Annotated in this window: 14 protein-coding genes; 2 read left to right on the forward strand and 12 right to left on the reverse strand. The window is 41.4% G+C overall.

The features are described 5' to 3' along the window. Nucleotides 1-27 precede the first annotated feature (27 nt). From AOQ32_RS01580 to tsaE, 7 genes are all read right to left on the reverse strand, one after another. Nucleotides 28-615, reverse strand: a complete 588-nt coding sequence (locus tag AOQ32_RS01580) for a hypothetical protein (RefSeq protein WP_059393280.1) — start codon at nt 613-615, stop codon at nt 28-30. Nucleotides 616-674: 59 nt separating this feature from the next. Further along, a complete protein-coding gene (locus AOQ32_RS01585) occupies nt 675-1,244 on the reverse strand; it encodes a hypothetical protein (protein ID WP_059393281.1) in 570 nt (189 codons plus the stop codon). 1,323 nt (nt 1,245-2,567) lie between these two features. Beyond that, complete coding sequence (locus tag AOQ32_RS01600) at nt 2,568-3,116, reverse strand: hypothetical protein (protein WP_059393284.1); 549 nt, start codon at nt 3,114-3,116, stop codon at nt 2,568-2,570. A gap of 903 nt (nt 3,117-4,019) precedes the next feature. Continuing rightward, nucleotides 4,020-4,124 carry a putative holin-like toxin gene (locus AOQ32_RS09185; protein ID WP_083994338.1) on the reverse strand — a complete coding sequence of 35 codons (105 nt, stop codon included), beginning with the start codon at nt 4,122-4,124 and terminating at the stop codon, nt 4,020-4,022. 231 nt (nt 4,125-4,355) lie between these two features. Further along, nucleotides 4,356-4,889: a 3'-5' exonuclease gene (locus tag AOQ32_RS01610; RefSeq protein ID WP_059393285.1), complete on the reverse strand. Its 534-nt coding sequence runs from the start codon at nt 4,887-4,889 to the stop codon at nt 4,356-4,358. Further along, nucleotides 4,889-5,425 carry a GNAT family N-acetyltransferase gene (locus AOQ32_RS01615; RefSeq protein WP_059393286.1) on the reverse strand — a complete coding sequence of 179 codons (537 nt, stop codon included), beginning with the start codon at nt 5,423-5,425 and terminating at the stop codon, nt 4,889-4,891. The genes AOQ32_RS01610 and AOQ32_RS01615 overlap by 1 nt, the downstream gene beginning before the upstream one ends. Then, entirely contained in the window at nt 5,422-5,880 is a 459-nt protein-coding gene (gene tsaE / locus AOQ32_RS01620) for a tRNA (adenosine(37)-N6)-threonylcarbamoyltransferase complex ATPase subunit type 1 TsaE (RefSeq protein WP_059393287.1), read from the reverse strand. Before tsaE ends, AOQ32_RS01615 begins: the two co-directional genes overlap by 4 nt. A gap of 143 nt (nt 5,881-6,023) precedes the next feature. On the opposite strand from tsaE, the gene budA reads away from it, so the two are divergent. Continuing rightward, complete coding sequence (budA, locus tag AOQ32_RS01625) at nt 6,024-6,734, forward strand: acetolactate decarboxylase (protein ID WP_059393288.1); 711 nt, start codon at nt 6,024-6,026, stop codon at nt 6,732-6,734. 60 nt (nt 6,735-6,794) lie between these two features. On the opposite strand, the gene queA is transcribed toward budA, so the two are convergent. The 4 genes from queA to murI all read right to left on the reverse strand — a co-directional run bounded on the left by queA (nt 6,795) and on the right by murI (nt 10,681). After that, entirely contained in the window at nt 6,795-7,856 is a 1,062-nt protein-coding gene (gene queA, locus AOQ32_RS01630) for a tRNA preQ1(34) S-adenosylmethionine ribosyltransferase-isomerase QueA (protein ID WP_059393289.1), read from the reverse strand. Nucleotides 7,857-8,004: 148 nt separating this feature from the next. Beyond that, nucleotides 8,005-9,063, reverse strand: a complete 1,059-nt coding sequence (gene ruvB / locus AOQ32_RS01635; protein ID WP_059393329.1) for a Holliday junction branch migration DNA helicase RuvB — start codon at nt 9,061-9,063, stop codon at nt 8,005-8,007. A 96-nt stretch (nt 9,064-9,159) separates the two neighbouring features. Beyond that, on the reverse strand, nt 9,160-9,765 hold the full coding sequence (locus AOQ32_RS01640) for an XTP/dITP diphosphatase (RefSeq protein ID WP_059393290.1): 606 nt from the start codon (nt 9,763-9,765) through the stop codon (nt 9,160-9,162). 82 nt (nt 9,766-9,847) lie between these two features. Continuing rightward, on the reverse strand, nt 9,848-10,681 hold the full coding sequence (gene murI / locus AOQ32_RS01645; RefSeq protein ID WP_059393291.1) for a glutamate racemase: 834 nt from the start codon (nt 10,679-10,681) through the stop codon (nt 9,848-9,850). Between the two features lie 97 nt (nt 10,682-10,778). On the opposite strand from murI, the gene AOQ32_RS01650 reads away from it, so the two are divergent. Next, nucleotides 10,779-11,906 (forward strand): YslB family protein, encoded by a 1,128-nt coding sequence (locus AOQ32_RS01650; protein WP_059393292.1) that lies wholly within the window; start codon nt 10,779-10,781, stop codon nt 11,904-11,906. 86 nt (nt 11,907-11,992) lie between these two features. On the opposite strand, the gene AOQ32_RS01655 is transcribed toward AOQ32_RS01650, so the two are convergent. Then, nucleotides 11,993-13,351: a DEAD/DEAH box helicase gene (locus AOQ32_RS01655; protein ID WP_047974887.1), complete on the reverse strand. Its 1,359-nt coding sequence runs from the start codon at nt 13,349-13,351 to the stop codon at nt 11,993-11,995. Between the last annotated feature and the right edge of the window lies 1 nt (nt 13,352).

Raw genomic sequence — 13,352 nt, forward strand, 5'->3', positions numbered from 1 at the left:
TATTTTTGTTGAGATATTTTCTGTGAGCTAATTGTTGAAAAAACGATCAGCTGCCATTAATTGCTTCGCTATTGGCATCTGCGTTATCTTAGCCCATTTTTTAATTTTGTAAATTAGCTTTTCAATGGTGTCTGCTTCATCGTATTGTTTAATTTCTAATTTTTGAACAGTCAATATGACTAAGGCATTCTTTTTGGAAAAATCAATAAAAATAATTTGATAATGATCGTCTTTGTTAATTACGCCCCAAGGATACTTAGTTATTTTTTTAGATACTAGAGTCACCAACAAACTAAAATTAATTAACTTTTTATTTTTAGAAAACCATTCATCCACTTGATTTTTAGTTGCCACTTCTATTATTTCATTTTCTTCTCTTATTATTCGATCAATACGATAAGCAAAAATAAAAACAGAGAGCACTACTAAAACATCTACAATCAAAACCTCACTAATACCAAGAATATCAACTAACTGAATACCCTTAGGTGAATAAAGAATAGGGATAAATGTACTATTCCAAAAAATCATAAATATATATAGTACGATACGCCATTTTTTACTCTTGCGTTGTTTTTTTTGAATATCCTTTTTTATCGCTAAAAAGCTTTGCACGACCTGTTTCCTTCCTGGAGACGGTTTTTATTTTTGTTGAGATATTTTCTGTGAGCTAATTATTTAAGCAAAGAAGTAGATGCATAGAATTGTTTCCGTACTGGTTGTTGTAACCTTTGAACCTTTTTTTGGATTGTATAAATTAAATTTTCAATGGTATTTGCTTCGTCATATTGAGTGATTTCTGATTTTTGAATAGTCAATATTAATAAGACGTTTTTCTTTGAAAAATTGATAAAAATAATATGATAGCAATCATCTTTATTGATGATACCCCAAGGATAGTAGGCCTTTCTTTTGGGAAATAGGATTGGCGATAAAATATAATTAGCGATTAATTTTTTATTTTGAGAAAACCATTCATCTACCTGGATTTTATTTGGTATGTCTATAATTTCATTTTCTTTTTTTATTATCTGATCAATGCGATGAAAAAAAAGAAACATAAAGAAAGCTAAAACATCTTCTACTAAAAGTACAGGGAAAATCCAGTTAATATTGATAATACCATATGAAGGAATGGACAAAATACTCAGAAAAAGAAGAGGAATGTATAGTGAAAAAAACCATTTTTTACTATTCCGTTGTTTTTTTTGAATATCAGATTTAACTTCTAAAAAGCTTTGCATTATCTATTTCCTTTATAATCGCCATTTGACTATTTATTTTCATTCGTATAATAACAATGACGCTGCTTTCATTGCGGCTAAGACTACAGCTACATTTTTATTAGTAGCGTCATCATTTTTTTCAATTCTTTATCGAAAATCCCGAAGGGATAACATTTCATAAAAGAGGAATTTTTTCTGATCGACGTCTATTGTAGCATAACCAGACTTAAGCTCCGTAAAGTTCACAGTAGTCGATTTCACAAAAAAAACACACCCCGTGTCTCTCAATCCATAGGTGTTTGCTTGGCATAATCGAACATTGTGTTAACTTGCTGTTTATCTCTTCTTGTGATAATTATTATCAAAAAAGGTAGTGAAAAGGTTGAAAGCTAACATAGTGCCTCCAGTAAATCTTATGATAGTAGCAGTATCATTATTATATTGCGTTAAAAGATAAAGTGCTAATAGCGTAAATAATAGACGTATTAAGATATCTATTATTAAAAACATAGTTTTCATTATTGGAACCCTACTTTCCTTTTTGCGAATATTGAATAACATACATAAATTCAACACTTCATAGCGTAACAAGCGAATATTGGCCTTTTGATTAATAGTTCCATATATTAGTTGTTTTTTAGTAGATAAATTCCTACTGGTAATATTGTAAAAATCGGATAAAAATCAAAAAAATTATATCTGTTACTAATTATATTATTACCTACAACTAGAACAACAATAATGAGTAGCAACGTGCCATATAAATGATTCATTTTGGCAGAAGGGTTTTCACTATTTTTATATAAAACTTTCTTACCAATTAGATTGATTACTAATGTCAGTAAAACAAAAATAATGAAACTGTATATAATCATGTCTCATCCTTTTCCATCTCAAATATTTATTTTAAACTCCTCCTACGGTAACAAACAAATATTGACTTTGTGAATAACAACGTAATAACAAAATATTAGTTTTCATTTGTCATTTAGTAACAAATATTCGATAATAAGATTTTTTATATTTTTTTCATTATTTTAAAAGGGCTATAATTCTCTAGGCATCACTACTATTATTTTTATAGCTTTTAAATAGTAAAATTAATTGAACTTATTTTTAACAAAAAAGCTTACGATTTTAGATTGTAAGCTTTTTCTGTTGCGTATTAATAATTCTCAGCTCCGTTTTTCACTTTACGTTACAAAAAATGGAGGATATCCCACTATCACCAGTTTTTATCGAAGTCTTACTTATTTATCATCACTATACAAACGGGGTATTCTTTTATTATTAAATAAAAGAAACATGTGAAACCAGGGATACATTTTTATACATGGAATACTAATTAACCAGAGTATAGTGTCCCGAAGGTTCCACACTGTAAGTATCTGCTGTCCCCGAACCTCCATCTGACCGATAAGATTTAACAATCGACTGTACAATAAAATTATTTGGGTGACTATTATCATTAAATACTTCAAATCCAAAAGTATTTAAATCTACTCCAGCAGACTTATAAGCATCTTTAATAACATCAATAGCTTCCTGTCCATTATGAACTGTGTGCCCCTGACCCTCTGTTGGTGTGGTTGGTTCATTGGAGGAATTGGATTTACTAATACTCGTTGTTTGTTCAAAAGCGTTTGAATTAACAGCAGAGGATGTTGAAGATTCACCACTATTGTGTCCCAGATTACTTGTGTTAGTAGTAGAGAATGTTGAATCTGAACTAACACTCATATGCCCAGTATTACTTGAATTAACAGCAGAAGAGACAACTGACTTCTGTTGAGACCCATGATAGTCTTGTGAAGAACTAGCTTTAAAAACTAGGAAGGTTCCTGAAACAAGAACCAAAAAAATGACAACAACTGTAATTAACTTTTTCATCAAATCTCCATCTATCTTAAAATGATACTTATTCTACAAAACATCAATGATAGTCTATCTGATTGAGAATAGATATGCAAAAAAATCAATATCATTGCCTTCCAATCCGAGGTAAAGTCGTCTATCTTTTTCGTAATCATCGCAAATGGGTAATGTTGACTTCTATATTGATCACCATAGTTGATGAAATACATTGAATTAGCATCATATGACTTAACATAAAAAAGCAGATTCCTTTTCGAGAAATTTGCTTTTTTATCTTTTCATAAAGCATGTTATATCAACTAGCTATATTGATTAGATAACGTTCTTTTACTTTATCTTCACCGGTGTATCTAGCATCTAAAATACCATTGTTTTTTAAATTGAATTAGCATTAGCATATTAACTAATCAACCTATTAAAATACGATAAAATTTTTTTATTGTATAGTCTCTACTTATCAGTATGCTAATTCTTTCATGCTGTTTCAGAATAACTTAAAAACTGCTATATCGTAATTTATATCATTTTTTCTATATATCACCGAATGTACTAATAGTTCATTAGCCTTTTTTCTACAAGTGATATAATAGAGGCATAAGAAAAGCGGTGCTGTTTGAGCAACACCGCTTTACTAGCAAACCCGTTAAACGGTGGCTAGCCTTTATGATCATTAAATAACCGTCGGCTCGCGAAAGATTAGATGGTTATTTTTTTGACCTAATTTAATGAGATCAATATTTTTTCTAATTATTCAAACTGCGTTAGTAATTCATTAGTGTTTTTTTATATAAGTGATATAATAAAGACATAAGAAAGGCGGTGTTGTTCGAGCAACACCGCTTCACTAGCAAACCCGTTAAACGGTGGCTAGCCTTTATGATTATTAAATAACCATCAGCCGGTCAAAGCTTAAGATGGTTATTTTTTTTGACCTAATTTAACGAGATCAATAACAATGCCGATGAGCGTTAGAACAAACATTCCAAACGCCCACAACAATGTTAAGACATCCACTACGGACATCAGGCTTCTCCTTTCCTAGGATGCTGGGGGTTATGATTTTAAAACCATAGGCACCACCACCTTTCCAGGATAGCCACCATCTTCACTTGTTTGCATACCGATATTATAGCATAAACACCTCAACCATGCGGTTTACAGCAGTACCGACTAGTTAAACGATTCATTGAAAAATGTATTTAAAGAACAATATTGCGCCGTTAATAATCCCTTAAAAAGCACAATCAACACACTTTATTTATTACGAACATACTCTTTTAAGACCTGATTTCCAAAAAGTTCACTTTGATAAATCAGAATCTCCGCACAGGCCAAAGAATCCTCCAGCGCATTATGGTGGTGATCCAAACGAATGTTCAAAGCGGCAGAAACCGTGTTGAGCTTATGGTTTTGCAAATCAGGCAAGAGCCGGCGCGAGGTTTGCACAGTATCCAACAGTTGGTAATGAGCTTCCGGCAGACCATAATAGTCTAAGCAAGCCCGTAAAACTGAAGCATCAAAATTAGCGTTATGCGCCACCACGAGTTTTTCCTCGGTAAATAATGGCGCAATCGTTGGCCAAATTTCTGCAAATGTGGGCGCATTGACAACGTCCTTTGGATAAATGCCATGAATTTGCGAATTCCGCGCTGAAAACGGTGTTGGTGGCTTAATCAAGGAATAAAATTGATCCACCACCTGGCTGGCACGCACGACAACCAAGGCAAGTGAAACAGCCGAATGACGCTGGTTATTGGCTGTTTCAAAATCAAAAGCGACAAAATTCATTAGAACAGTAACTCCATTTTTACGAGGTTTGCTTGGCGGCCGGACCGTAGTTCAATTGGCTCCGGTTCTTCACCGACTTCCGTGAAACCAAGCTTTTTGTATAGATGACGAGCAACCTGATTTTCCAGGTCAACATCGAGCCAAAGACGATCATAACCGGCTTCTTCGGCCCAAACAACCATTGCTGCCAGCGTTGATTGACCCAGTCCATGGCCCTGAAAGGCGGCCAAAATCGCCAAGCCGACTTCGCCATCGGCAATCGAGGCAATGCCAACAGCAACCGCGTCACTGTCTTCTTCATGCCCCAATGGCTTGGCCCAAATCAACCAAGTCTTGTTGGGCAGGTCATCGTTTTTCAAATCAGCTTCTACAACTGACGATTGGTTAGACGCTGCCAGTGAATCACGGACTTCCGCTAATTCAAAAGTATCCGATTCCTGTTTAAGCTGCGTCAGCAAATCTTGGGCAGCCTGAGCCTGCTGGAGGTCCAAGCCAAGCATTGAGTACTCATAGTGGTCAAATTGTGCTGCAATCATCCGTGTAAGTCCTCCTCAATTTGAGCGGCTTGGCCCAACCCCCGAACCACAATTTCACGGTCAGAGTCTGCGCCCGCCATGCGGGTAAAGGTCATTTCTAAGCGATCATTTGGCAAAAGATCCGCCATGTACTGAGGCCACTCAATCAAAGTGACGCCATCAGTGCCCAGATAGTCTTCGAACCCTTGGTCGGCTGCACCCATATTTTCAAGACGATAAGCGTCGAAATGGTAAAGTGGAATTCGCCCTTCCTCATAAGTGTTCAGGATATTAAAAGTCGGGCTTTTAACCCGACTCGTAATTCCCAAGGCTTTCGCCAATCCCTGAGTAAAGGTCGTCTTACCGGCGCCCAAGTCTCCTTGGAGGGTCACCACCAGGCCGGGGTAAACGAGCTTGGCTAATTGCTCAGCCAACGCCTGGGTTTCTTTTGGATTGTTCGTCTGATAGCTTTTCATATTCCATATTATAACACTGTCATTTGACTGAGCACTGGGCACTTTGGTGGTTTTTTTGTCCTGATTTTAAAAATTTCTTGTCAGTCCCCCAGTCGATAGGAGTACAATAAAAATAATCAAAAGAATTGAGAGGATTTTTACGAATGTCAAAAACAACTTTATTCCAAGTTGGCACGATGCAGCTACTCGCTAACAGCCTCTTAGACGGGACAATGTCCATCCACGACCTCCTGCAACACGGCGATTTTGGAATCGGCACAGGCCAAGGTCTAGATGGCGAACTGATTATCTTAGATGGTAAAGCCTACCATACCTTGGTTTCTGGCGAATCTGAAGTACCGGACGAAAACTTCAGTTCCCCATTTGCCGCTGCTCACCATGGTGATTTTAAAGATTTTGGAACAGCGGAAAATGCTGATTTGGAAGTCGTTTTACAAGACACCATCGACAAGTTACAGGCGCAAAATCAGTTTGCAGCTTTCTTGGTTGAAGGCGAATTCGAAACCATGACTACTCGCTCAGCTGCTGGTAGCCAAAAACCTTATCCTTCCTTAACCGAAGCCGCCGAAAAGCAACAGGTCTTTCACGGTTCAAAAGTTAAGGGCCGTCTCCTTTCCTATTACGCACCAGCTATTTACCAGGGCGTCACCGTAGCCGGCTTCCATTCTCACTTCCTTTCCGATGATCATGACCTTTCTGGTCACGTTTTGACCGGAAAAGTTTTGTCAGCTACTGTTAAGGTGCAAAAGTTCGATACCATCGAACAGGTCTTGCCAACCGAAAACCCTGATTTTAAGGCTGCTGATTTAACTGACTTATCGATGGTCCACAAAGCCATTGAAGCGGCTGAATAAACCTCTCAAAGCAATTAAATCAACAAGAAAAGCAGTTGCCGTGGCAACTGCTTTTTTGTTTTACTTATGAATAAACATTGCATCCCCAAAGGAGAAGAACCGGTACTTGGCTTCAACCGCATGGTGATAAGCATTCAAAATGTTTTCGCGACCGGTAAAGGCTGCGACTAACATGACCAAAGTTGACTTTGGTAAATGGAAGTTAGTGATAAAGGCATCAACAACCTGCCACTTGTAACCGGGCTTAATAAAGATATCCGTCCAACCAGAATCGGCCTGAAGTTGACCATCAAATTTCGAACCAATTGTCTCCAACGTTCGAATGGACGTCGTTCCGGTAGCAACGATTCGACCACCCTGCTCACGGACCTTATTCAATGTGTCCGCTGCTTCTGCACTCAATTGATAAAACTCAGAATGCATCTGGTGGTCTTCAATATTTTCCTCTTCCACTGGTCGGAAAGTTCCCAAGCCAACATGCAAAGTTAATTCCACCAGTTCAACACCCTTATCGGCAACTTTTTGCAGCAATTCTGGTGTCCAATGCAGTCCGGCAGTTGGTGCAGCAGCTGAACCATCCACCTTAGAGTAAACCGTTTGGTACCGCTCTTGGTCCGCCAACTTTTCCTTAATGTATGGTGGCAAAGGCATTTCACCCAACTCGTTCAAGCGTTCCATAAAGATGCCGTCATAAGAAAATTCAACGTAACGACCACCGTGTTCCAATTCACCAACAATCGTCGCCGTCATCACGGGGTTTTCTGGATCATCACCAAAAAGAATCGTTGAACCAATTGGTGACTTCTTAGCTGGCTTCACCAAAGTTTCCCAAACATCCCCGTGGTCTTGGCGCAATAGTAGAACTTCGGCATGGCCGCCAGTCTCTGGACGAATTCCGTGTAACCGGGCTGGCAATACTCGCGAATTATTCATTACCAAGGCATCGCCTGGGTTCAAATAGTCCAAAATGTCATAAAAATGCCGGTCCTCATAGGCCCCAGTTTCGGCATTCAGCACTAAGAGACGAGAAGTATCGCGTTCCTTTAATGGCGTTTGCGCAATTAATTCTTGGGGCAAGTCATAGTCAAAATCTGATAATTGGTAGTGTTTTTCTTCTGTCATAAATCTCTTTTAAATTCTTCTATTCAACAACCAACAGGCTGTTAGTGTTTATGCTTTCGAGCAAATATACTCTAGTCCGGATACTTAGTCCATCAAAGATGAGCAAATACACTCTAGTCCGGACCTTAATTCATCAAAAACGAGCAAATCAGTCCTTTGGTTCAGGCACCGGCCGGCCCAAATGTTGGTAGGCCGCTTCCGTCACCACCCGACCTCTTGGGGTCCGGCGAATAAAGCCTAATTGCAACAGGTAAGGCTCCACCATCGACTCCAACGTATCGGCTTCTTCCCCGATATTAGCAGCAATGGTCGCAAGACCAACCGGTCCACCATGATAAAAATCAATCATAGCGTTTAGCAGCTTATGATCGGTATCATCCAGGCCCTTTTGATCAACGCGCAACTTATCTAAGGCCGTTTCCACCAAGTCGGTATCAATCGCTTCTTTTCCAGCAACTTGGGCAAAGTCGCGCACCCGCTTCAACAGCCGGTTGGCAATTCGCGGTGTTCCTCGTGACCGGGAGGCCACGGCATAGGCGCCGTCCTTTGTGATGGGGGCTTCAAAAATATCGGCAGTCCGGACCACAATCTGCTGTAAGTCTTCCGGCTGATAGTATTCAAGGGAATTAATAATCCCAAAACGGTCACGCAATGGCTTGGACAGCATGCCCGGCCGAGTCGTTGCACCCACTAGGGTAAAGGGTGGCAAAGGAAAATGAACGGCTCTGGCAGTCGGTCCCTGCCCGACCATGATATCGATAAAATAATCTTCCATGGCGGAATACAACATTTCCTCAATCGCCGTTGGCAGGCGGTGAATTTCATCAATAAAAAGTACATCCCCTGGCTCCAGATCATTGAGTAAGGCGACCAAATCGCCACCTTTTTCAATTGCCGGACCAGAGGCTGTCTTCAAATGCACGCCTAGTTCATTAGCAATAATCATCGCTAACGTCGTCTTTCCTAACCCCGGCGGTCCGAAAAGCAAAACGTGGTCAAGGGCTTCTTCACGCATTTTGGCGGCTTGGAGATAAACCGCCAGCTCCTCTTTTAATGGCTGTTGACCAATATATTCGCGCAAGTACTTAGGTCGCAAGGAAAGCTCATCTTGCTGGTCTCTAGCATTTTCAGCTGCATCACGCAGCAATTCATCCGTTTCATTTTGGCCTTCAAACCAAGTATTAAATTGTGGGTTTTCATCAGTCATATCATTACTATTATAGCGCATTTGTCCGCCTCCTTTCCTGCTTGCTTGGCAAAATAAAAGACGACCAATTCCGGTCGTCTTGTGTAGCCAAAATCCTTACTGATTTAACCACGCTGGGAGTGCATCGACTAGCTTTTCTAGAGCCCGTCCCCGGTGTGAAATCAGGTTCTTCTCAGCCACCGTTAATTGGGCAAATGTCTTTTGCAGTGGTTCGTAATAAAAGATTGGGTCGTAGCCAAACTTGTTGTCGCCAATCTCTGTCTCGGTAATTTGCCCGTCGACATGCCCGCTAACAACTAAAGGTTCTTTACCAGGGCCAACTAGTTCAAGTACGGTTGTGAATTGCGCCTGCCGGTCCTGTCCTGATTTTCCAGCTAACTTAGCCAAAACTTTGGCATTATTGGCATCATCATCGTGGTCGCCTGCATAGCGAGCCGAATAAACTCCAGGCTCGCCGTTTAAAGCCGCAATCGTTAGCCCAGAGTCATCAGCCATGATTAAGTCTTCTGAATAAACAGCCGCCAAAGCAGTCGTCTTTTTATGAACATTTTCTGCAAAGGTTGTGCCATCTTCAATAATTTCAGGAACTTCATCCAAGTCTTTTAAAGACAAAATATCCCAGCCCAAATCGAGCTTGGCCAATGCCTCCTTTATTTCTTGAACTTTATGGGCGTTACCAGTTGCGATAATTAAGCGCGTCATCGTTGCTCCTTCTTTTACAAAATCTGAGTTACTTTCTTTAACAGGTGGGGCCACCTGACTGCTGGTCACTAATCCACCGCAATCAATCTGTTGCCGGTAAATTTAGGTGAGTAAAATGCCAATCGTGTTCTATTCCCAGCCATTGCTTTGCAATGGTTGAAAAAGTTGAGACCGGCCCAGTTGTATACAGTTGGTACTGCTTGTTTTCTGGATAAACAGCTCCGTCATCCTCAGCCAACAAGTCCTGTTCCTTCAGGATAGTCGCTAATTTTTGCGCCGTGGCAACTCCCGGATCAACTAGGGTTACCTCTGGCAAGGCCTGTTGAATGACGTCCGCCAACAGCGGAAAGTGCGTGCAACCAAGCACCAACGTATCGATACCTGCCTCTTTAAGGGGCTGCAAATGGTCTTTAACAATTTCAGCCACCTCAGCGTCCTGATAGCGGTTTTGCTCAACGAATTGGACAAAATCAGGCTCTGCTTGTGCAAAAACCTGACTACCCGGCGCCGCCGCCTGAATCTCAGCCTGGTACTGACCTGAATCCACGGTTCCCTCAGTTGCTATGACACCAATTTTCTTCGTCTTACTTGCCAAAACGGCCGATTGGACACCGGAATCAATCACACCGATAACCGGAATGGCCAAGTCTTCTTGTAAGCCAGGTAAGGCGCAGGCAGTTGCCGTATTGCAGGCAATCACCAGCGCCTTAATGTCATGGTTTTCAATTAAATAGTCGGCAATTTGTCTGGTAAAATCAGCGACTTCCTCTGGCTCGCGAGGGCCATAAGGCATTCGTGCTGTATCGCCAACATAAACGATGGCTTCTGCCGGCAATGATTGAACGGCGGCTTTTAAGACGGTCAAACCGCCAATGCCAGAGTCCATCATGCCAATTGTTTTTGTATTTTTCTTCATAATAGTCTTATTATCTTCCCTTCAAAACAAATTGCAAGCCTTTGCCCCCGTTTAATCTCTCTTTTGCTATAATAACGGAAGAAAGGAATCTTTACTTATGTCAAATGCTCATTCTCAATCAAATAACGGTACCAATCAGACCGTTAGTGCCTTTGCACCACTACTCTTACGTGATGCTCTTTTGGCCAATATCTTAACGGATGATTATGCCAACATTACCTACTGGGCCGGAAAAGAGTTGGCTCGCCAGTTCCCTGTGGAAACGAGTGCTGATTTGCCTGCCTTCTTTGAAAAGGCTGCTTTTGGTGATTTAACAATCAAATACCAAAGCGGTGATCAGCAGCAATGGCTTCTTTCTGGTGCCATGGTAGAAGACCGGTTAGCAACAAACCACCAAGCTGATTTTTCATTAGAAACTGGCTTCTTAGCGCAACAGCTGGAATTGCAAGAAGAAGTTGTGGCGGAAGGAACCTTCCAAGTTTCTGCTCGACAACAGACAGTAACGGTAACGATTTTGACTGATATGTCTCATAAGATAAGCTCTTTAACCTCTTCTGAACAGGTTGCGCTTCGTGATCGCTTCTTAGACCAGGGCGAAGAAATCGCCACTGAAGACATTGATAACCCTGAAGCACTCATCGTTAATCGCCAAAGCGTACCGGTTGATGAACCAGCAATCCAAATTAGTGAAGTCGACCAGGCCACATCAGAAGCGCCCGTAGAAGTTGAGCCAGCAGAATCTGCGGCGCCAATTGAGGCGGAACCAACAACATCCGCGGCTTCAGTAGAAACTAACTCAGCAGTATCCACAGCCCCAATTGAGGCGGAACCAACAACATCGGCGGCTTCCTCAAACACCGAACCAACATCTTCCACAGCTTCAACGGAAGCTGAACCAGCAGCATCTACCAGCACGACTGACTCTGAACCGGTCATTAACCAAAGTCAGAGCAAAAAAAGCGCCTTTTCCTTCTTCCGACCAAAGAAGAACCAAGCAGAATCAACTGCCCCTGTTTCAACAGACCAAGAACAGCAAGAAGCAATCGTTCCTGCACCTGAAAGCGAAAGCGCGACAGTGGTCGCAGAACCAACTAGCGAACTAACAGACAGCCAGGTAGCCGATACTCTTTCAATCGAGCAATCGATTACAAATTCGTTGTTAGCCTTTGGCCAAGAGCGACGCCAAAAGTTTAGTCAAAAAGACGATTCAAGCTTGAACGAATAAAGCACTAATCGAGACAAAGAAAAGAACAGCAGCCCCACAATTTTGCGGGTTGCTGTTCTTTTTTAGTAATCAAAAGTCGGTCAGCCTTAGCCTTCCTTATTTTGACGACGCGTGTTACGACGATCCTGACGAAGTTCAATTCGACGATCCATTTGACGCTTACGCTTAATCTTATTCTTAATTTGACGCTTATAGCCAGGCTTGATGTTCTTCTTCTTTTTTTTGACCATCCCAACCATTTCAGGATCCAACTTATTAGTTGTTGCGTGGCGCTGTGTCCGGGCCTTACGATCCTTGACCGCCACGATTTCATCCCCACGAATCTGCTTATGAGCAAATTCGATACCGATTTTTTCCAGTTCAGCAATCCGGTCTTCTTCATCAGGTCCGTAAAGAGTTACGGCCGTTCCAGCCATGCCATTCCGTCCCGTTCGACCAACACGGTGAACGAAAAACTCCAATTCGTCTGGCACACCATCGTTAATGACGTGCGAAACCCCTTCGATATCGATACCACGAGCAGCTAAATCAGTAGCAACTACATATTGGTAATCGAGGTGCAAGACACCCTTCATTGTTCGACGACGTTCACGTGGCGGAATGTCGCCATGAATTTCAGCAACCTTGAGGCCTTGACCACGTAAATGCGCAGCCAATTCCTTAGCTCGTTCCTTGGTATTGGCAAAAATCAGCGCTAAATAAGGATTGAAAATCGTCAACAACTTATCGATGACCTCTTCCTTATCCTTGGACTTCGTTGGTACCAACCAGTTATCAATCGTATCGGCAATCGTCGCTTCCGTTGGAATCGTTTGGAAATCAGGATTGTCCAAATACTTCTTTAAGAACGGCTTCAACTTTTCCGGCATCGTTGCTGAAAAGACCAACGTTTGCAGGTCCTTTGGCATCGCACCAGCCAAGAAATCAACTTCGTTCAAGAAGCCCATGTCAAGCGTCATATCTGCTTCATCGACAACCAAAGTCCGCACTTGGTTAACCACCAAGGCACCACTTTGAACCAAGTCCTTTAATCGTCCTGGCGTTCCAACAACGATTTGTGCTTGGTGCTTCTCTAACTGACGAATCTGGCGGGCCTTATCAGTTCCACCGACATATTCGGCAATCGAAACCTTCACCAATTCCATCTTTTCCGCAAATTCGCGGGCAGCCTTAGCAATCTGAGCAGCCAATTCCCGTGATGGTGTTGTAATCACCACCTGGGTTTGGTTCAATTCTGGTTGCAAAGCGTTAAAAATTGGTACCAAGAAAGTGTGCGTCTTTCCAGACCCTGTCTGTGACTGACCGACAACATCCCCACCACGCAAGATTGTTGGAATCAAGCGCGCCTGGATGGGCGTTGGCTGGTCAAAACCAATCGCCTTTAAAGCTGAAAGTACTTCCGGCTTTAAATTGTATTCACCAAATTGTTGGTTTGTGTTTTTCATG

Source organism: Fructobacillus tropaeoli (assembly GCF_001047135.2).
Classification (GTDB): Bacteria; Bacillota; Bacilli; order Lactobacillales; family Lactobacillaceae; genus Fructobacillus; species Fructobacillus tropaeoli.

Coding starts and splice junctions, on each gene's coding strand:
- AOQ32_RS01585 (WP_059393281.1), bottom strand. CDS start 1,244: ATGCAAAGCTTTTTAGAAGTTAAATCTGATATTCAAAAAAAACAACGG.
- AOQ32_RS01650 (WP_059393292.1), top strand. CDS start 10,779: ATGTCAAATGCTCATTCTCAATCAAATAACGGTACCAATCAGACCGTT.
- AOQ32_RS01640 (WP_059393290.1), bottom strand. CDS start 9,765: ATGACGCGCTTAATTATCGCAACTGGTAACGCCCATAAAGTTCAAGAA.
- budA (WP_059393288.1), top strand. CDS start 6,024: ATGTCAAAAACAACTTTATTCCAAGTTGGCACGATGCAGCTACTCGCT.
- AOQ32_RS01600 (WP_059393284.1), bottom strand. CDS start 3,116: ATGAAAAAGTTAATTACAGTTGTTGTCATTTTTTTGGTTCTTGTTTCA.
- AOQ32_RS01610 (WP_059393285.1), bottom strand. CDS start 4,889: ATGAATTTTGTCGCTTTTGATTTTGAAACAGCCAATAACCAGCGTCAT.
- AOQ32_RS01615 (WP_059393286.1), bottom strand. CDS start 5,425: ATGATTGCAGCACAATTTGACCACTATGAGTACTCAATGCTTGGCTTG.
- AOQ32_RS09185 (WP_083994338.1), bottom strand. CDS start 4,124: ATGTCCGTAGTGGATGTCTTAACATTGTTGTGGGCGTTTGGAATGTTT.
- ruvB (WP_059393329.1), bottom strand. CDS start 9,063: ATGACTGATGAAAACCCACAATTTAATACTTGGTTTGAAGGCCAAAAT.
- AOQ32_RS01655 (WP_047974887.1), bottom strand. CDS start 13,351: ATGAAAAACACAAACCAACAATTTGGTGAATACAATTTAAAGCCGGAA.
- tsaE (WP_059393287.1), bottom strand. CDS start 5,880: ATGAAAAGCTATCAGACGAACAATCCAAAAGAAACCCAGGCGTTGGCT.
- queA (WP_059393289.1), bottom strand. CDS start 7,856: ATGACAGAAGAAAAACACTACCAATTATCAGATTTTGACTATGACTTG.
- murI (WP_059393291.1), bottom strand. CDS start 10,681: ATGAAGAAAAATACAAAAACAATTGGCATGATGGACTCTGGCATTGGC.